This window comes from Cronobacter sp. EKM101R, assembly GCF_963888145.1.
In the GTDB taxonomy this organism is placed as follows: domain Bacteria; phylum Pseudomonadota; class Gammaproteobacteria; order Enterobacterales; family Enterobacteriaceae; genus Cronobacter; species Cronobacter turicensis.
On record NZ_CAWPHW010000001.1, the window covers coordinates 711843 to 729996 of the forward strand.

Here is an 18154-nt window from a genome sequence, read left to right on the forward strand (position 1 = left end):
CCCGAAGGGCGCGAAGCGACGGTATAATAACACCGGTTGCAGGCGGGTAAAGGCTGGAAAAAACGGGGAAAGCGGGGCTATCTTGCGGTGGTGAAAGGGGAGGCGCGAACCTCCCCCTGGGTTTATCAGAACGACATCGTTACACCAGCGTAGTACGCGCGGCCCGGTTCGTTATACGTGGAGGCGCCTTCGTTTTCGCGGTACAGCGTTTTGTCGAACAGATTGCTGACCCCGCCGTTCAGGCGCAGATCTTTCGTCAGCGCATAGTTAATGCCCACGCCGACGACGGAATAGGCGCCTACTTCTTTACGGGAAAGATTGCCGTCGCCTTCAACACGAATTTCAGCGGCCTGGCGCGGTTTCTGGCGGCCGTAGAAAGTCCAGTTCAGGTTGGTGGAGAGTTTGTCATTCACCTGCCAGTCGAGCATGGTGTTCACGGTATATTTCGGGATAACCGACAGCGGGTTGCCGTTCTTTTTCATCTCCGACTTAATCATATACGTCGCGTTGGTGCGCCAGCTCAGCGTCTCTTTCATGACAGGAATGGTCAGATTGCCTTCGAGGCCTTCCACCACGGCTTTACCGCCGTTTTCCCAGCGCAGAATATTGTTGCCGTTAGAGGCAAACCCCACCACGCGATCGCCGGAGACGATTTTGTTGCGGTAATCATTACGGAACCAGGTCAGGCCCGCATCAAAACCGTCTTGTGTGTATTCCAGCCCAATCTCTTTATTGATGCTGATTTCTGGTTTCAAATCATCATTGCCCAGCAGATAACAGCTCCCGCTCACTCCAATCGGGCAACCATTGCCGCGCGTGGCAAGCAGATAGCCTTTGCTCGACTGATACAGGTTTGGCGCTTTAAAGGCGCGCGCGATACCGGCTTTCAGCTTCACGTTATCGCCAAGCTCCTGAGAAACGTTCAGGCTCGGGCTCCAGTTGCCGCCAGACTGGTTGTGGTGATCGTAACGCAGCCCCGGAATAACGGCGGTGCCGGGCAGCACGTCGATATTATCTTCAAACCAGACCGCGCCCGTGGTGGCGCTGTTTTTACTGCTGCGCGAGGCGGCGTCGCCGGAAATATCGCCAATGGTGATGTTACTGGCATTGGTGGACTGCATGGAGGCTGGATCGTCAAGCTCCTCACGATCCCATTCGGCGCCGAGCGTGACGGTCTGATCCACAAGCCACGCCAGCGGCACGTTGATTTCACTGCTGGCGCGATAGTTTTCCAGGCGGCTGGTGGTGTATTTCTCATTGGTTATCATGCCTTCGACGCGGCCGGTGGTGCCTTCCTGAAGACGGGTATTATTGGTCTTCTCATAATAGAAGCCGCTTTTCGACTGGCCCCAGTCCCAGATGCCGTTATGGGTAATACCATAGCTCTGGCGATACATCCGGTTGGTTTCGTGACCATAAAGCAAAGGAATGAGACCGTTCGGGCTGGCGTTACTGTTGCTGTTCTGCGTGTCGCCTGCGTAGATATTGCCCTGGCGGCTGTAGCCATATTCAAAATCGAGGATCTGCTCCGGCGTCATTTTCCAGGAGATAACGCTGTTGATGTCTTTATTGCGCACGCCTTCGCGCCCGGCGGCGTAAGAGCCGTTCTGCGCGGTATTGATATCGTAATCGTCAGCGTCGGTTTTGTTGAAATTGCCGTACAGGCGCATCGTTAGCGCATCGCCCGCCAGCGGGCCGCTCAGGCTGAAGTTAGCGCGGCGGGTGGCGCCTTCTTTGTCATTTTCCGGCTGGTTGGTGAAAAGCGAAAGAGAGCCGTGCCAGTCATTGGTTGGGCGTTTAGTGATGATATTTACCACACCGCCCGCGGCGCCGCTGCCGTAACGCGCCGCCGCCGGGCCGCGCAATACTTCGATGCGCTCAACCATTTCCGCAGGCACCCAGTTGGTGTCGCCGCGTGTGTCGCGCTCGCCGCGCCAGCTGTAGCGTACCGCGTTGCGTGAGCTGACCGGGACGCCGTCGACCAGAATCAACGTGTTTTCCGGGCCCATGCCGCGAATGTCAATCTGGCGATTGTTGCCCCGACTGCCGCTGGCGCTGTTGCCGGTCAGGTTGACGCCGGGCATTTTGCGAATAATGTCTGAAAGGTCGTTTACCGGCGGATCTTTCTCAATGTCATCCGCCGTAATAATGGAGACGCCGGGCTGTTGTTTCAGCGCCTGTTCGGCCGTTGCCTGAACCACCATGACATCGCCGTCGTCCACGTCAGCCGCCTGCGCCGCTGTCGCGCCGCTACCGAGAAGTGAGGCTACCGCCAGCGCCAGCGGTGTGCGAATCCCGTGCTTTTTTTCAAACATTATCAATTATTCCATTATGTGTAGAAATGTAATTGCTGACCCGCATGATAATGATAATAATTATCATTACAACATTAAGTCGGGATTCTTCATGATTTCTCCACAATTGCTTCATCATTGCGCATGTGACTGTAATGGCTTACAAAAAAAGTGGGATAACTGAAGTGAGGGGTAAATCGCGCATAAAAAAACGCCCCCGGGCGCTAACCGCAGGGGCGTTTTTTTCAGTAAAACAGCCGGAGAACTACTTCTCTTCTTGCGGCATATGACGATAAATGTAAACGCCGCTCAGCAGCGTAAAGACCAGCGTCAGGCCGGGAATAGCGAACACTTTGAAATTCATCCATACCGCTTCCGGAAGCCAGAACGCGACGTAGATATTCAGCAGACCGCAGAAGATGAAAAAGAGCGCCCAGGCGATATTAAGCCGGGACCAGGCGTGTGGCGGCAGTGTTATCTCTTTGCCCAGCATGCTCTGGATCAGCGGCTTTTTCATTACCCACTGGCCAATCAGCAGCGCACCCGCAAACAGCGCGTAAATGATGGTGACTTTCCACTTGATGAATTCCGCATTGTGGAAATAGATAGTCAGCCCGCCGAACACCGCGACCAGCACAAACGTCACCAGGGTCATTTTTTCGACCTTGCGGTATTTGTACCAGCTAAAAATCACCGCCAGCGCGGTGGCGACGATCAGCGCCCCGGTCGCCCAGAAAATGTCATGTAATTTATAAAAGACAAAAAAGACGATCAGCGGCAAAAAATCGAGTAACTGCTTCATACATCGGTTCCGTAAGAAGGCCCGCGAGCGACCATCGCCGCGGGCGGAAGGGTTATTCCCGGATAAGCATATACAACCGGAATAGATAAATGAGGAGCAGCGCGGTCAGCAGGTTGCTCAGCGTTCCCGCGACCACGGCGCCGATTTGCGGCGTCAGCGCGGCAAAAGCAGGTGCAAACAGCAGCAGGGCGGTGCGGGCCAGTAACCATACCAGCACCGCAGGGGCGACCAGGCGCATATTGCGCCACGCCAGCCGCATACTGTTACGCATCGCGCCAAATATCCCGGCTTTATCCTGCGCCATCATCACCGGCGCCAGCGACAGCACAATCGCGAGGATCACGCCCGGCACCACCACCAGCAGAATACCCATCTGCACCAGGAAGGTGGTCAGGAAAATAAGGATAAACAGGCGCGGCAGCAGCGGGGCGGAGGCGCCGATGGCGCGTAGCGCGCTGACGTTCTGCCCGGCGGACACCGCTTGAATGAGCAGCAGCACGCCGCCCACCAGCAACGTATTGCCGAACATGCCGGAAAAGGTCGACGCCGCCGACGCTTTCAGCAGAACCTGCTGTTGCTCCGGCGTCATATTTTGCACCAGTTCGAACAGGCTGGCGCTGTTGCTCATCGCGTCGCCCTCGCTAAGAATCGCCAGTTGATCCGCGCCAGGCGTAAAGGCGTGGCCGAGGATCATAGAAATAAAGGCGCAAAGCAGCGCAATCAGCAGGATGGTGACCAGCTGATTGCGGAAAAAATTACCCGTGTCACGGTAAACGGATTTTGCCGTGATAGACATGCACTCTCCTTGGGTTGGCAGATATTATTCCGCCGGCAATTGTACCCTGGATGATGGCGCAGTGGCAGCGCTGTAAAGCGGCGCGGCAGGTAAGGAATTGTCAGGAAGCGGCGGCAGGCCGTAGCGGGCGCGGGCGCGATTGCACGCCTCGTTAACCACGCCGCCTTCGCCGGACATGGCGAACTCACGACACGGCGACGGCCGGTTTTCATACACCGTGCAGCGCACCGCCTCGCCGGGCGTACCTTCCAGCGCCGCGCAGCGGCACTGTTTCTGGTTAGTGCCGCTCATGCAGCGCAGAAAAGGAGTGAGCGGCTCGGTAAGCGCCGCCGGGACAGGGCCGCCCGCGTCATCCGCCTCGGCCCAGTAGAAAGAGACACGAAAATAAGCACAACAGGCACCGCACGTCATGCACGGATTGAGATCGCTCATCATTCACCTGCAACTAAACAACGTATCGTTTCAAAATTGTGAAGAAACTAAATTATTCCCGCCCGGAAGGACTTGCAAGAGGGCATGCGAGATATATTTTGGGGCTGCGGAAAGGGAAAAATTGACCTGAAATCAAATTCATCGGAGCCGCAAGGCTGGCAAAAATTAATTCAGATCAATGAATGTTAAATTAGCAGCCCGAATGTGATCTGTGTTGGATCACTTCTTAACTCGTAGTGAGTATATTCACCCGGCAAATAAAACCACAAAAGGGAAACGGGAATGAAAAAACTCATCGTGGCGGTGGCGTTAGCGGGTTGTTTTTCGGGTATGGCGTCTGCGCATGAAGCGGGTGATTTCTTTATGCGCGCAGGTACGGCGACCGTGCGTCCGTCAGAGGGCTCTGACAACGTGCTGGGTATGGGCGGCTTTAAGGTCAACAACAATACGCAGCTCGGCCTGACCTTTACGTATATGGCGACCGACAATATCGGCGTGGAACTGCTGGCGGCGACGCCGTTCCGTCATAAGGTGGGCCTCGGCCCGACGGGCGATCTCGCGACCGTGCACCAACTGCCGCCTACCTTAATGGCGCAGTGGTATTTCGGCGATTCGCAAAGCAAAGTGCGTCCTTATATCGGTGCGGGTATTAACTACACCACATTCTTTGACGAAGATTTTAACGATACCGGTAAAAAAAGTGGCTTAAGCGATTTGAGCGTTGACGATTCCTGGGGCGCGGCAGGTCAGGTGGGTCTGGATTACATGGTGAATAAAGACTGGCTGATTAACATGTCCGTCTGGTACATGGATATCGACACTACCGTGAAATTCAAAGCGAACGGCCAGCAGCAGAATATCGATACGCGTCTCGACCCGTGGGTCTTTATGTTCTCGGCGGGCTACCGTTTCTGAGCACGCGTCAGCGCGTTTCTCAGCAATAAAAAAACCAACCTCGACGGGTTGGTTTTTTTATTGCTGCCGGGTGAAGCGGAAAACCGGCTTCTCGCGACTTGCGGCACTTAACATCCTTCGGCACCACACGTCAGTTAAACGCGCTGGCGGCAGCCTGACGCATAATGCGGTTGGCCTCATCCCATTTGCGGGCGTTTCGTTTGGTTAACGCTTCACGTGCTGCACGGCGAGCTTTATTCATCATATGCTGGTTAATCATCTTCACCTCCACCCTTTCCCGTAATCCAGCCAGACCGTTCTGGCTGCGATTGCGCGTTACGTTTTCACGCGGTTTATGGTCTGAAGTCAGTTGCCACACCTCCTCCGACGATCCGGCCGGGGCGGCGTCTGTGCCGCTGTGTGTGGCTCCAACGCTTTCTGTCACCGAAACCTGCCGTTTCCCTTCCGGCGGGTCCGCAAACCATGTGGCGTTTGCAGCCGGGGCTTCGTTGTCATGAGAATAAGTTTTGGTCAGGAATGCGACGGCCGCCTTAAGATTTTGCTCAAAAGCCGATCGTATCGCTGGACTCGCAAGGAAAATTGTGAATGAAAATCGGGATGTCCCTGATATTCAGGGAAATAAAAAGCGCGAGGGCTCGCGCTTTTTATTTCAAAAGACAACGTTATGCGGGCAAACTGGCCGCTTTCAGCTGGCGGACAAACGTTTTCAGCGCGTCAAGCATCGCCGCGCGATCGTTTAGATTGTTCTCAATGATCTTCACGATCGCCGAACCAGAGATCGCGCCAGCGGCACCCGCTTCAATGGCGGCTTTGACCTGCGCAGGCTCAGAGATCCCAAAGCCCTGTAACGGGGGGGCTGCGTGATATTCGGTAAGCTTCTCTATGAGATGGTTTAGCGGCAGCGCGGCGCGGTTTTCCGCGCCCGTCACCCCGGCGCGCGAGAGCAAATAGGTGTAGCCGCGGCCGTAAGACGCTATCTGGCGCAGCAGATCGTCATCGGCGTTCGGCGGGCAGATGAAAATCGGCGCGACGTTATGGCGCATCGCCGCCTGGCGGAACGGGGCAGATTCTTCCACCGGCACGTCGGCCACCAGCACCGAATCCACGCCCACGGCGGCGCAGCGGGCATAGAACTCATCCACGCCGCGGCTAAACACCAGGTTGGCGTACATTAAAAGCCCGATGGGCAGGTCCGGGTATTTCTGGCGCACCGCGGCCAGCATTTCAAAGCACTGATCCGGCGTGGTGCCAGAGGCGAAGGCGCGTAGCGTCGCGCTCTGGATAGTCGGTCCGTCCGCCAGCGGATCGGAGAACGGAATACCGAGTTCCAGCGCGTCGGCGCCGCCTTCCACCAGCGCGTCGATAATCTGCAACGACTGCTCAGGCGACGGGTCGCCGAGCGTCACAAAGGGAACAAACGCGCCTTCCTTACGGGCTGCCAGGCGGTCAAACAGCTGCTCATAACGCTCCATTACATTTCCCCTCGTGCTTTGAAAATATCGTGAACGGTGAAGATATCTTTATCGCCGCGCCCGGACAGGTTAACGACCAGCAACTGCTCTTTTTCGGGATCGGCGCGCATCATTTTCAGCGCATGGGCGAGGGCGTGAGACGACTCCAGCGCCGGGATGATCCCCTCCTGACGGCAGAGCGTTTTAAAGGCTTCCAGCGCTTCGTCATCGGTAATCGAGACATATTCCGCGCGTCCGATGCTGTTCAGGTATGCATGTTGCGGCCCGACAGACGGGAAATCGAGACCGGCGGAGATAGAGTAAGATTCTTCAATCTGGCCGTCGTCCGTCTGCATCATCGGCGCTTTCATACCGAAGTAAATTCCCACGCGTCCGTGTTTGAGCGGCGCGCCGTGTTCACCGGTTTCAATGCCATGACCGGCAGGCTCGACGCCAATCAGGCCGACGCTCGTTTCGTTAATGAAATCCGCAAACATGCCGATGGCGTTGGAGCCGCCGCCGACGCAGGCGATCACGGCATCCGGCAGGCGGCCTTCTTTTTCCATAATCTGCACGCGCGTCTCTTCGCCGATCATGCGCTGGAATTCACGCACGATAGTCGGGAACGGGTGCGGGCCTGCGGCGGTGCCGAGCATATAGTGCGCACGGTCATAGCTGCCGGACCAGTCGCGCAGCGCCTCGTTGCACGCATCTTTGAGCGTCGCGGAGCCGCTGTACACCGGAATGACTTCCGCGCCCATCAGCTTCATGCGGAACACGTTTGGCGACTGGCGCTCGACATCTTTCGCCCCCATATAGATGCGGCACTTCAGGCCGAGCAGGGCGCTCGCCAGCGCTGACGCCACGCCGTGCTGGCCTGCGCCGGTTTCGGCGATGATTTCAGTTTTGCCCATGCGTTTGGCAAGCAGCGCCTGTCCCAACACCTGGTTGGTTTTATGCGCGCCGCCGTGCAGCAGATCTTCACGCTTAAGATACAGCGTGGTGCGGGTGCCTTCGGTGAGGTTCTGACATTTGGTCAGCGCCGTCGGGCGCCCGGCATAGTTTTTTAAAAGATCGGTGAACTGCGCCTGGAATTCCGCGTCGCTCTGGGCGCTGACGAACGCCTCTTCCAGCTGACGCAGGGCGGGCATCAGGATCTGCGGCACATACATGCCGCCGAATTCGCCAAAATAGGGATTTAACAGTGTGCTCATTATTATCTTCCTTTAGTAAGCCCGCAGGGTTCTGAATACCGCCGCCAGTTTGTCGCTATCTTTGATGCCCGGCGCGCGCTCCACCCCGGAGTTAAAATCGAGCCCCGCGCAGCCAAGCTGTGCGGCCTGAACGCAATTATCGGCGCCAAGACCGCCCGCCAGCATCACGTTGTCCAGCGTCTGCCCTTCAAGCAGAGACCAGTCGAAGCGCTGGCCGCTGCCGCCCTGGCCGTTATCCAGTACGTAGCGGTCAACATACTGCAGATTACGCGGCGGCAGCACATGGCTGACGCTTTGCGCTTTCCAGATAGCGGTCGTTTCCGGCAGGCTGGCGCGCAGGGCGCTGATGTAAGTCTGGTCTTCGTCGCCGTGCAACTGGACGGCGGCAAGGGAAAACGCGTTGGCTTTCGCGACGACATCCTCCACCGGCGCGTCGCGGAACACGCCGACATAGCGCAGCGGGGCGGCGTCGATCACCGCACGCGCCTGTTCATCAGTGACGGCGCGCGGCGACGCGTCGACAAAAATCAGGCCGCCGAAGACCGCGCCCGCCTGCAGCGCGCTCTGCGCGTCCTCCGGACGGGTCAGCCCACACACTTTGTTTTCGCCAAGCAACACCTGACGCACCGCGGTTTCCAAATCATCATGCTCCATCAGCGCGGAGCCAATCAGGAAGCCGTTGGCGAAGCGGCTTAACTCACGTACCTGGCCATAAGTATGAATGCCGGATTCGCTAATCACCGTTACGCCGTGACCCAGGCGCGGCGCCAGTTCGCGGGTGCGGTTCAAATCGATGGAGAGATCGCGCAGGTCGCGGTTATTAATGCCGACCACTTTCGCCTCAAGGCGCAGGGCGCGCTCCAGCTCCTCTTCATTGCTGACTTCGGTCAGCACGCCCATGCCGAGGCTGTGCGCCACCGCCGCGAGCTGGCGATACTGGTCATCGTCCAGCACCGAGAGCATCAGCAGACAGGCGTCCGCCTGATAAAAGCGCGCCAGGTAAATCTGGTACGGGTCGATAATAAAGTCTTTGCACAGCACCGGCTGGGGGGCGATAGCGCTGACGATGGGCAGAAAATCGAAGCTGCCCTGGAAATATTTCTCGTCGGTCAGCACCGAGATCGCCGAGGCGTGATGCTTGTACACGCCAGCGATGCGCGCCGGGTCGAAATCGCTGCGGATCACGCCTTTGGACGGCGACGCCTTTTTGCACTCCAGGATAAAAACGGTGCGGGCGCCACGCAGCGCGTCATAAAAGCGGCGCGTGCTCGGCACGACATCATTCTGAAAGCTCGCCAGCGGCTGCTGTGCCTTGCGGGCTTCCACCCACAGCGCTTTATCCGCGACGATTTTCGCTAAAACGGTTTCCATCTCTTATCCTCTTGCTGCCAGTGCGGTAACACGGTCATAAGCGGCGCCGCTGCGCAACACCGCCAGCACTTTACGTGCGTTGGCCTGTAAATCCTCTTCGCCGTGCAGACGCATCAGCATGGCGACATTGGCGGCCACGGCGGCTTCGTGAGCACGCTCACCTTTACCTTGTAACAGGCGGCTGAGAATGTCACGGTTTTCTTCCGGGGTGCCGCCCGCCAGCTCCGCCTGCTCGTAAGGCGCAAGGCCGAAATCCGCAGCCAGAAGCTGATAGCTGCGGATCTCGCCGTCGCGCAGCTCCGCCACCTGCGTCGGCGCGTGCAGCGACACCTCATCCATACCGCCGCTGTGCACCACGGCCGCGCGCTGATACCCCAGCACCCGCAGGGTTTCGGCAATCGGCAGCACCAGTTCCGGGCTGTAGACGCCAATCAGCGCCAGCGGCGGATGCGCCGGGTTAATCAGCGGCCCCAGCACGTTAAACAGCGTGCGGGTTTTCAGCTGCTGGCGCACCGGCATGGCGTGACGAAAACCGGTGTGGTATTTCGGCGCGAACAGAAAGCAGACGCCCAGCTCGTCCAGCGCCTTACGCGACGCCTCGGCGTTCATCTCAAGATTAATCCCGAACGCGGCCAGCAGATCCGACGAACCAGAACGGCTGGAGACGCTGCGGTTGCCATGTTTGGCGACTTTCAGCCCCACGGCGGCGGCCACGAAGGCGCTGGCGGTGGAGATATTAATGCTGTTGCTGCCGTCGCCGCCGGTGCCGACGATATCCGCGAAAGCGTAATCCGGACGCGGGAACGGCGCGGCGTTTTCCAGCAGGGCGCTGGCGGCCCCGGCAATCTCAACCGGGTGTTCGCCGCGCACTTTCATGCTCACCAGCGCCGCGGCCAGTTGCTCTGGTTTCAGTTCGCCGCGCACTACCGCGCTGAAAAGCTGGTGGCTCTCTTCACGGCTCAGTACTTCAGCCTGATAGAGTTTTTCCAGAATCGGCTGAACGCTGTTTTGCTGCTCGGCCCGGGTCAGCGCCCAGGCGAGCGTCTGCTCCAGAAGGCGAGCGCCCTGCGTGGTCAGAATCGATTCCGGGTGGAACTGAAAACCGCAGACGCGATCGGCGTCGTGACGGACAGCCATCACCATGCCGTTAAAGTGCGCGTTCACCGTCAGCCCGGCCGGGATGTCGCTGCCTACCAGCGAGTGGTAGCGGGCCACCGGCAGCGGGTTCATCAGACCGCTGAACATCGCCTGGCCGTCATGTTCAATGCTGGAGGCTTTGCCATGCAGAATTTCGCCCGCCTGGCCGACATAGCCGCCGTAGGCTTCGACGATAGCCTGATGACCGAGGCAGATGCCGATAATCGGCAGTTTGCCGCGCAGGCGGGTTAACAGCTCCGGCATGCAGCCCGCGTCTGACGGCGCGCCGGGGCCTGGCGAGAGCATCAGCACCGGGTTATGCATCGTGGCGAGGCGCTCAATCAGCGTCTGGGCCGGAATATGGTTACGGTAAATCACCACGTTATGCCCGTTCGCGCGCAGCTGATCCGCCAGGTTGTAGGTAAAGGAGTCGATATTGTCGAGCAGCAGAATGTCGGCCATCAGAAAGTCTCCTGTGCGTGATGGGCAGCGGCGATGGCGCGCAGTACCGCGCGGGCTTTATTACGGGTTTCGTCAGCTTCAGATTGCGGGACGGAGTCGAGCACCACGCCCGCGCCCGCCTGCACCGTGGCGATGCCGTTTTCCACCCACGCGGAGCGGATAACAATGCAGGTGTCGAGATCGCCATGGCCGGTGAAATACCCGACCGCGCCGCCGTAGCTGCCGCGACGCTCGCCTTCCGCTTGCGCGATAAGCTGCATGGCGCGCACTTTCGGCGCGCCGCTCAGCGTGCCCATATTCATGCAGGCGCGGTAGGCGTGGAGCGCATCGAGATCGCGGCGCAGTTCACCCACCACGCGGGAGACCAGGTGCATGACGAACGAATAGCGGTCCACTTTGGTTAAATCCGCCACATAGCGGCTGCCCGGCGTGCAGATACGGGCCAGATCGTTGCGCGCCAGATCCACCAGCATCAGGTGCTCGGAAAGCTCTTTATGGTCGGTGCGCATTTCAAGCTCAATGCGGCTGTCGAGGTCGCGGTCCAGCGAGCCGTCCGCACGGCGGCCGCGCGGACGGGTGCCCGCTATCGGGTAGATTTCAATCTGGCGTGACAGCGAATCATATTTCAGCGAGCTCTCCGGCGACGCGCCGAAAAGCGCGAAATCGCTGTCCTGCATGAAGAACATATACGGACTCGGGTTGCTCTTTTTCAGCGTGTCATAAGCCGCGAGGGGCGACGGGCAGGGCAGACTGAAGCGGCGCGACGGCACCACCTGGAAAATCTCGCCCGCGCGAATCGCTTTTTGCATCTCGCGTACGACTGCGCCGTACTCTTCATCGCTCTGGCTGCATTCGCACTGCATCTGCGGCACGGTTTCCACCGGCAGCGGCGCGGGCGGCTCCTGGAGTTGCAGTTGGATCTGCGCTAGGCGCTGGTTCAGGCGGGCATTTTCCGCGTCATCCGGCGTAAACAGGCTTGCCTGAATACGGGTGGTGCGCGTCTGGTGATCGATAATCAGCAGCGTTTCGGCGAGATAAAAGCAGTAATCCGGGCAGCTATTGTTCTGCGCAAGCGGCGGCAGTTCTTCAAACCCGGCGACCAGGTCATAGGCAAACAGCCCGCCGAAGAACATCGCTTCGCGCTCGTTCTGCGGCAGCGTCACGACATCCTGCAACAGGCGGAAGGCGTCGAAAACAGACAGCGAACACAGACGGGCGTCTTCATCCAGCAGTGTGCTCACCGGCGGGAAGCGCAGCGTGCGTCCCTCGGGGCGGGCGTCGACGGCGACTGTCTCCGGCAGGGCGTCATCCAGCAGCGCAAGCAGCGATACGCCGTTAGCGCTTAACGCTTCAATCGTGACAGTGTCACCTTCGGCGGTAATGCGCAGCGCGCTGTCTACCAGCAGCAGGCTTTTGAGATCGTCTTTGCTGTCGATATCTGCCGATTCCAGCAGCAACGTCGTCGGGCGGTCGCCGCAAAGTTTGTGAAACACGGCGGTCGGGTTTTCGCGATAAAGGCCGTCGCAGGTAAGCAGTTCAAGTGCCGGTTTGTCTGTTTGCATGGTCTGCATCTCTGTATTGTGTTCAAAAAAAAGCCCGCGGTAAGCGGGCCTGGTATCTGAATGCTTGCGCATACGTGAAGACACCGCCCGGGATCAGGAGGTACGCCACCAGCCATGCAGAGAGAAAATGTGAGTCATTATCAGATACCTTCTTTGTGTGAACTTGCGTACTAGTTAACTGGTTCATGGCGAGAATGTCAACACTGATTTTTGATAATTTCCACAAACCGTTATGATGAAGAGGACGATATAAAAGACCATAGCCACGGGAGCCGTTTTGAGCGAACCTGAATTAGCCATTATTTACGACCTGCACAGCCATACAACGGCATCTGACGGCCTGCTGACGCCGGAACAACTGGTACACCGCGCCGTTGAGATGGGCATTCACACGCTCGCGATAACCGACCACGACACTACGGCGGGCCTGCCGGCCGCGCATCAGGAAATTAATCGCGCGGGCCTGGCGCTGCGGCTTATTGACGGTGTCGAAATTTCCACGCTCTGGGAAAACCACGAAATTCATATCGTCGGACTGGGTATTGATATCACGCACCCGGACATGATCGCCTTTCTCGACGGTCAGGCGCAGCGCCGCATGCAGCGCGCCGAGATGATCGCCGAGCGGCTGGAGAAAGCGCGCATCCCGGGGGCGCTGGAGGGCGCGCGACGGCTGGCGGACGGCGGCGTCGTCACCCGCGGGCATTTCGCGCGGTTTCTTATTGAAGATGGGCGCGCCACCAACATGGCGAACGTCTTTAAACACTATCTGGCGCGCGGGAAAACCGGTTACGTTCCTCCCCAGTGGTGTACAATAGAACAAGCTATTGATGTGATTCATCATTCTGGCGGACAGGCGGTGATAGCGCACCCCGGGCGCTATCAGCTCAGCGCCAAGTGGCTCAAGCGCCTGTTAAACCAGTTCGCTGCGGCGGGCGGCGACGCGATGGAAGTGGCCCAGTGCCAGCAGGCGCCCAATGAGCGCAACCAGCTGGCAAGCTACGCCGGGCAGTTTGGACTGCTGGCGTCGCAGGGTTCTGATTTTCATCAGCCGTGCCCGTGGATTGAACTGGGCCGCAGGCTGCGGCTGCCGGATGGGTTAACGCCCGTCTGGCACCGCTGGCCGCCGGAACTGAGTAAAGAGAGGGCAGTATGAGTCAATTTTTCTATATCCATCCGGACAACCCGCAGCCGCGTCTTATCAAACAGGCGGTAGAGATTGTGCGTAAAGGCGGCGTCATCGTTTATCCGACCGACTCCGGTTACGCGCTCGGCTGTAAGCTTGAAGATAAAGGCGCGATGGAGCGTATCTGCCGCATCCGCGACCTGCCGGACGGCCATAACTTTACGCTGATGTGTCGCGATCTCTCGGAGCTGTCGACCTATTCCTATGTCGATAACGTCGCGTTCCGTCTCATCAAAAACAACACGCCCGGCAACTACACGTTTATCCTTAAAGGGACGAAAGAGGTGCCGCGCCGTCTGTTGCAGGAGAAGCGCAAAACCATCGGGCTGCGCGTGCCGTCTAACCCGATTGCGCTCGCGCTGCTGGAGGCGCTCGACGAGCCGATGCTCTCGACGTCTTTGATGCTGCCGGGCAGCGATTTTACCGAATCCGATCCGGATGAAATTAAAGACCGCCTTGAAAAGCAGGTGGATCTGATTATTCACGGCGGTTATCTCGGCCAGCAGCCCACGACGGTGGTTGATCTGACTGACGATGCGCCGGTCGTGTTACGTGAGGGCGTGGGCGACGTTAAGCCTTTCCTGTAAGAGGGCTTACCGCTATACTACGCGGCCTGAAATCGGGCGGCCTGAAATCGGGGTGCGGCCACACGCTGGCGCGCCCCAGCCCGGTTATCCTGTTCGACGCCTGGGAAGGCGACACCTGAAGGAAGCTCCATGAGCGAAAAGTTACAAAAAGTGCTGGCGCGAGCCGGTCATGGCTCCCGCCGTGAAATCGAAGCCATGATCGAAGCCGGTCGCGTCAGTGTCGATGGTAAAATCGCCACGTTAGGCGATCGCGTTGAAGTCACGCCCGCGCTGAAAATCCGTATCGACGGCCATCTGATCTCGGTAAAAGAGTCTGTAGAGCAGATTTGCCGCGTACTGGCCTATTACAAACCGGAAGGCGAGCTGTGTACGCGCAGCGATCCGGAAGGCCGTCCGACCGTCTTTGACCGCCTGCCGAAACTGCGCGGCGCGCGCTGGATTGCGGTGGGGCGTCTTGACGTAAACACCTGCGGCCTGCTGCTGTTCACCACCGACGGTGAACTGGCGAACCGCCTGATGCACCCGAGCCAGGAAGTCGAGCGCGAGTATGCCGTGCGCGTGTTCGGCCAGGTGGATGACAATAAAGTTCGCGAGCTGGCGCGCGGCGTTCAGCTTGAAGATGGCCCGGCGGCGTTTAAAACCATTCGTTTTAGCGGCGGCGAAGGCATCAACCAGTGGTACAACGTGACGCTGACTGAAGGGCGCAACCGCGAAGTGCGTCGTCTCTGGGAAGCCGTTGGCGTGCAGGTAAGCCGCCTTATTCGCGTGCGTTACGGCGATATCCCGCTGCCGAAAGGCCTGCCGCGCGGCGGCTGGACCGAGCTTGATCTGGCGCAGACCAACTACCTGCGCGAGCTGGTGGGCCTCCCGCCGGAAACCGCAAGCAAAGTGGCAGTGGAAAAAGATCGCCGTCGTATGAAGGCGAACCAGATTCGTCGCGCCGTGAAACGCCACAGCCAGACCGCTGGCGGCCCTCGCCAGGGCACACCGGCGCGTCAGGGTCAGGGGCAGGCTGGTGCCGCTCGTCCTGCAGGCAGCGCGCGTCCGGCGGAAAACACCCGCGCGGGTAATAATACCTCGCGCGCCAGTGGCAATGCGCGTCCGGGCGGCAACCCTCGCGCCAGTGGCGCACGCGCTACCGGCAGCGGCCGTCCAAACAGCGGCAGTGGTCGTCCGAACAGCGGCGGCAACCGTCGCTCCGGCGGCGGTGGTCGCGGAAACTAAGAAAAACGCCCTCTGATGAGGGCGTTTTTTTATGGGGGCGAGGCAGCCCACGCGTTAATAATCGATACCGATCTGCGCTTTGATGCCCGCGTCAAAGGCGTGCTTTACCGGGCGCAATTCGCTCACCGTATCGGCATAGTCCAGAATATCGCGGTGGCAACCGCGACCGGTGATAATCACCGTCTGGTGCGCCGGACGCTCACGCAGCGCCGTCAGCACGTCCTCCAGCGCCAGATAATCGTAAGCCACCATATAGGTGAGCTCATCCAGCACCACGAGATCGAGCGAGGCGTTCGCCAGCATCCGTTTACCATGCTGCCATACGGCCTGACAGGCCGCGGTATCGCTTTCACGGTTCTGCGTGTCCCAGGTAAAGCCGGTCGCCATCACCTGAAACTCAACGCCGTGCGGCTCCAGCAAATTGCGCTCGCCGTTTGGCCACTCGCCCTTAATAAACTGTATGACCGCCGCTTTTTTGCCGTGGCCGACGGCGCGCGTGACCGTGCCGAAGGCCGCCGTGGTTTTGCCTTTGCCGTTGCCGGTAAAGACGATAACAATGCCGCGCTCGTCCTGGGCGGCGGCGACGCGCGCCTCCACTTTCTCTTTCACGCGCTGCTGGCGCTGCTGGTAACGTTTATCGCTCATTCGGCTATCCCCGGTTTACGGCCTGGCTGGGCATCAAAACTGATGCCGGTTTTCCGGCGGCTGTCGTCGCCCATCAGCCACAGATACAGCGGCATAAGATCGGCGGGCGTTTTCAGCTTATCGGGATCTTCCGTCGGGAAGGCGCTGGCGCGCATTTTGGTGCGGGTGCCGCCAGGATTGATGCAGTTCACGCGCAACTGGCGGCTTTGATACTCTTCGGCAAGCACCTGCATCATGCCTTCGGTCGCGAATTTCGAGACGGCGTAAGCGCCCCAGTTAGCCCGGCCCTGACGACCGACGCTGGAGGTTGTGAACACCAGCGAGCCGGCTTCTGATTTCAACAAAAGCGGCAGCAACGCCTGGGTTAAAAAGAAAGTGACGTTGACGTTTACCTGCATCACTTCGCTCCACACCGCCGGGTTTTGTTGATCCATCGGAACGATATCCCCCAGCACGCCCGCGTTATGCAGCACGCCGTCGAGGCGGGGCACGCGCTCGCCGACCGCCTGGGCTACGCGCTGGCACGCTTCGGGTGTCGCGGTGGCGTAATCCAGCGTAAACCAGTGCGCTTGGGCGAGCCCTTCCTGTTCTATTTCACGGGCGACACCGCGCAGTTTCTCTTCGCTGCGGCCAAGCAGCAGAACGTGCGCGCCGTAGCGGGCGTAAGTCAGCGCCGCCTCGCGGCCAATACCGTCGCTGGCGCCGGTGACGAGAATGATTCGGTTTTGCAGCAAATCGCGTTGAGGTTGATAGTGCACGGGTCACTCCTTGCAGGGGCGAAACGGCGCGCCATCAGGCTTCGCTTCGCATCAGGTAAACACGCTTTATGCCTTAATCTATCGCGTATTTCAATCGGGCTACGGGAGGGTTGTGCCGCAGCGCCATCATTTGCAACTGTTTCATCGATAACGAAATCTTCGTCGAGAAGCCTCGCACAGTTTCGCTTTGCTACAAGACGCGAGCGTGGGGCTCAGTTACACTAACGCCCGAGTCATGCCTGAATAAAAGGTGGAGAAGTGAATTTACTTGCAGAGTATGGACTGTTTTTAGCCAAAATCGTCACGGTGGTCGTGGCGATTGTCATTGTCATCGCGCTTATCGCTAACCTGACGCAGCGCAAGAAAGCCCCGCGCGGCGAGCTACGCGTCACACGGCTCGGGGAAGAATATAAAGAGATGAAGGAAGAGGTGGCCGCCGCGCTGCTCGATCCTCATCAGCACAAGCAGTGGCATAAAAATCAGAAAAAGAAAAACAAGCAGGAGGCGAAAGCCGCCAAAGCGCGCGCAAAACGTGGAGAAGCGGCGCCTGCCGGTAAACCTACGCTTTACGTTCTCGACTTCAAAGGCAGCATTGACGCCCATGAAGTGACTGCGCTGCGTGAAGAAGTAACCGCCGTGCTGGCTGTCGCAAAACCTGCTGATGAAGTCCTGCTGCGTCTGGAAAGTCCCGGCGGCGTGGTTCATGGGTACGGGCTTGCCGCATCGCAGCTCCAGCGTCTGCGCGAGCGTCAGATCCCGCTAACCATCGCTGTGGATAAAGTCGCCGCCAGCGGCGGGTATATGATGGCCTGCGTGGCGGATAAAATCGTGGCGGCGCCGTTTGCCATCATCGGTTCTATCGGCGTGGTGGCGCAAATCCCTAACTTCAACCGGCTGCTGAAGCGCAACGATATCGATATCGAGCTGCACACCGCCGGACAGTACAAGCGCACGTTGACGCTGCTTGGCGAGAACACCGAAGAGGGGCGTGAGAAATTCCGCGAAGATCTCAACGAAACGCATCAGCTCTTTAAAGAGTTTGTGCATAGCATGCGCCCTTCGCTGGATATCGAGGCGGTCGCGACCGGCGAGCACTGGTACGGCGTGCAGGCGCAGGAAAAGGGACTGGTGGATGACATCAGTACCAGCGACGATCTGATCATCGCCCGCATGCAGGAGCGCGACGTTGTCAGCCTGCGTTATCTGCAACGTAAACGGTTAATGGACCGCTTTACCGGCAGCGCGGCGCAAAGTCTGGATCGCCTGCTGTTGCGCTGGTGGCAGCGTGGACAGAAGCCGCTGCTGTAAGGCGAAATAA

17 protein-coding genes, 1 pseudogene and 1 other annotated feature are annotated in these 18154 nt (G+C 58.8%); of the genes and pseudogenes, 5 read left to right on the forward strand and 13 right to left on the reverse strand.

Features of this window, described 5'->3' with window-relative positions; translation table 11 throughout:
• Positions 1 to 125 precede the first annotated feature (125 nt).
• From AACV31_RS03495 to AACV31_RS03510, 4 genes are all read right to left on the reverse strand, one after another.
• Entirely contained in the window at positions 126 to 2315 is a 2190-nt protein-coding gene (locus AACV31_RS03495; RefSeq protein ID WP_165154386.1) for a TonB-dependent siderophore receptor, read from the reverse strand.
• 244 nt (positions 2316 to 2559) lie between these two features.
• Entirely contained in the window at positions 2560 to 3096 is a 537-nt protein-coding gene (locus AACV31_RS03500; protein ID WP_007761970.1) for a septation protein A, read from the reverse strand.
• A gap of 52 nt (positions 3097 to 3148) precedes the next feature.
• Complete coding sequence (locus AACV31_RS03505; protein WP_007761968.1) at positions 3149 to 3892, reverse strand: YciC family protein; 744 nt, start codon at positions 3890 to 3892, stop codon at positions 3149 to 3151.
• Positions 3893 to 3916: 24 nt separating this feature from the next.
• Positions 3917 to 4324 carry a YkgJ family cysteine cluster protein gene (locus AACV31_RS03510; RefSeq protein WP_075198573.1) on the reverse strand — a complete coding sequence of 136 codons (408 nt, stop codon included), beginning with the start codon at positions 4322 to 4324 and terminating at the stop codon, positions 3917 to 3919.
• Positions 4325 to 4606: 282 nt separating this feature from the next.
• Here AACV31_RS03510 and ompW point away from each other — a divergent pair, with 282 nt between their 5' ends.
• Positions 4607 to 5239, forward strand: a complete 633-nt coding sequence (gene ompW, locus AACV31_RS03515; protein WP_007761963.1) for an outer membrane protein OmpW — start codon at positions 4607 to 4609, stop codon at positions 5237 to 5239.
• A gap of 130 nt (positions 5240 to 5369) precedes the next feature.
• On the opposite strand, the gene AACV31_RS03520 is transcribed toward ompW, so the two are convergent.
• From AACV31_RS03520 to trpL, 7 genes are all read right to left on the reverse strand, one after another.
• Positions 5370 to 5498 carry a hypothetical protein gene (locus AACV31_RS03520; protein WP_007761961.1) on the reverse strand — a complete coding sequence of 43 codons (129 nt, stop codon included), beginning with the start codon at positions 5496 to 5498 and terminating at the stop codon, positions 5370 to 5372.
• A gap of 403 nt (positions 5499 to 5901) precedes the next feature.
• On the reverse strand, positions 5902 to 6711 hold the full coding sequence (gene trpA / locus AACV31_RS03525) for a tryptophan synthase subunit alpha (RefSeq protein ID WP_015741463.1): 810 nt from the start codon (positions 6709 to 6711) through the stop codon (positions 5902 to 5904).
• Entirely contained in the window at positions 6711 to 7904 is a 1194-nt protein-coding gene (gene trpB, locus AACV31_RS03530; protein ID WP_007761956.1) for a tryptophan synthase subunit beta, read from the reverse strand. The genes trpA and trpB overlap by 1 nt, the downstream gene beginning before the upstream one ends.
• Before the next feature lie 12 nt (positions 7905 to 7916).
• Complete coding sequence (gene trpCF, locus AACV31_RS03535; RefSeq protein WP_015741461.1) at positions 7917 to 9275, reverse strand: bifunctional indole-3-glycerol-phosphate synthase TrpC/phosphoribosylanthranilate isomerase TrpF; 1359 nt, start codon at positions 9273 to 9275, stop codon at positions 7917 to 7919.
• Between the two features lie 3 nt (positions 9276 to 9278).
• Positions 9279 to 10874 (reverse strand): bifunctional anthranilate synthase glutamate amidotransferase component TrpG/anthranilate phosphoribosyltransferase TrpD, encoded by a 1596-nt coding sequence (trpD, locus tag AACV31_RS03540; protein WP_165154384.1) that lies wholly within the window; start codon positions 10872 to 10874, stop codon positions 9279 to 9281.
• The gene (locus tag AACV31_RS03545) at positions 10874 to 12436 is read right to left on the reverse strand and encodes an anthranilate synthase component 1 (RefSeq protein ID WP_165154382.1); all 1563 of its coding nucleotides are present in this window, start codon (positions 12434 to 12436) and stop codon (positions 10874 to 10876) included. Before AACV31_RS03545 ends, trpD begins: the two co-directional genes overlap by 1 nt.
• A 24-nt stretch (positions 12437 to 12460) precedes the next feature.
• Positions 12461 to 12553 (reverse strand) — a sequence feature (Trp leader region).
• Entirely contained in the window at positions 12530 to 12574 is a 45-nt protein-coding gene (gene trpL / locus AACV31_RS23155) for a trp operon leader peptide (RefSeq protein ID WP_108463469.1), read from the reverse strand. (Overlaps the previous feature by 24 nt.)
• A 139-nt stretch (positions 12575 to 12713) precedes the next feature.
• Between trpL and rnm the strand changes: the two genes are divergently transcribed.
• From rnm to rluB, 3 genes and pseudogenes are all read left to right on the forward strand, one after another.
• Positions 12714 to 13592 (forward strand): RNase RNM, encoded by an 879-nt coding sequence (rnm, locus tag AACV31_RS03550; protein WP_075198575.1) that lies wholly within the window; start codon positions 12714 to 12716, stop codon positions 13590 to 13592.
• Positions 13589 to 14209, forward strand: coding sequence for an L-threonylcarbamoyladenylate synthase (locus AACV31_RS03555; protein WP_007723912.1), 621 nt, complete (start codon positions 13589 to 13591; stop codon positions 14207 to 14209). The genes rnm and AACV31_RS03555 overlap by 4 nt, the downstream gene beginning before the upstream one ends.
• Before the next feature lie 129 nt (positions 14210 to 14338).
• A pseudogene (gene rluB, locus AACV31_RS03560) lies at positions 14339 to 15193 on the forward strand (23S rRNA pseudouridine(2605) synthase RluB); the annotation flags it as partial.
• A 294-nt stretch (positions 15194 to 15487) separates the two neighbouring features.
• Here the strand turns inward: rluB and cobO are convergent.
• Positions 15488 to 16078 carry a cob(I)yrinic acid a,c-diamide adenosyltransferase gene (cobO, locus tag AACV31_RS03565; protein WP_165154378.1) on the reverse strand — a complete coding sequence of 197 codons (591 nt, stop codon included), beginning with the start codon at positions 16076 to 16078 and terminating at the stop codon, positions 15488 to 15490.
• Positions 16075 to 16836, reverse strand: a complete 762-nt coding sequence (locus tag AACV31_RS03570; RefSeq protein ID WP_161577862.1) for a YciK family oxidoreductase — start codon at positions 16834 to 16836, stop codon at positions 16075 to 16077. The genes cobO and AACV31_RS03570 overlap by 4 nt, the downstream gene beginning before the upstream one ends.
• 258 nt (positions 16837 to 17094) lie before the next feature.
• On the opposite strand from AACV31_RS03570, the gene sohB reads away from it, so the two are divergent.
• A complete protein-coding gene (sohB, locus tag AACV31_RS03575) occupies positions 17095 to 18144 on the forward strand; it encodes a protease SohB (RefSeq protein ID WP_165154376.1) in 1050 nt (349 codons plus the stop codon).
• The last annotated feature ends 10 nt before the right edge of the window (positions 18145 to 18154 follow it).

Coding starts and splice junctions, on each gene's coding strand:
- AACV31_RS03495 (WP_165154386.1), bottom strand. CDS start 2,315: ATGTTTGAAAAAAAGCACGGGATTCGCACACCGCTGGCGCTGGCGGTA.
- AACV31_RS03500 (WP_007761970.1), bottom strand. CDS start 3,096: ATGAAGCAGTTACTCGATTTTTTGCCGCTGATCGTCTTTTTTGTCTTT.
- AACV31_RS03505 (WP_007761968.1), bottom strand. CDS start 3,892: ATGTCTATCACGGCAAAATCCGTTTACCGTGACACGGGTAATTTTTTC.
- AACV31_RS03510 (WP_075198573.1), bottom strand. CDS start 4,324: ATGAGCGATCTCAATCCGTGCATGACGTGCGGTGCCTGTTGTGCTTAT.
- ompW (WP_007761963.1), top strand. CDS start 4,607: ATGAAAAAACTCATCGTGGCGGTGGCGTTAGCGGGTTGTTTTTCGGGT.
- AACV31_RS03520 (WP_007761961.1), bottom strand. CDS start 5,498: ATGATTAACCAGCATATGATGAATAAAGCTCGCCGTGCAGCACGTGAA.
- trpA (WP_015741463.1), bottom strand. CDS start 6,711: ATGGAGCGTTATGAGCAGCTGTTTGACCGCCTGGCAGCCCGTAAGGAA.
- trpB (WP_007761956.1), bottom strand. CDS start 7,904: ATGAGCACACTGTTAAATCCCTATTTTGGCGAATTCGGCGGCATGTAT.
- trpCF (WP_015741461.1), bottom strand. CDS start 9,275: ATGGAAACCGTTTTAGCGAAAATCGTCGCGGATAAAGCGCTGTGGGTG.
- trpD (WP_165154384.1), bottom strand. CDS start 10,874: ATGGCCGACATTCTGCTGCTCGACAATATCGACTCCTTTACCTACAAC.
- AACV31_RS03545 (WP_165154382.1), bottom strand. CDS start 12,436: ATGCAAACAGACAAACCGGCACTTGAACTGCTTACCTGCGACGGCCTT.
- AACV31_RS03555 (WP_007723912.1), top strand. CDS start 13,589: ATGAGTCAATTTTTCTATATCCATCCGGACAACCCGCAGCCGCGTCTT.
- cobO (WP_165154378.1), bottom strand. CDS start 16,078: ATGAGCGATAAACGTTACCAGCAGCGCCAGCAGCGCGTGAAAGAGAAA.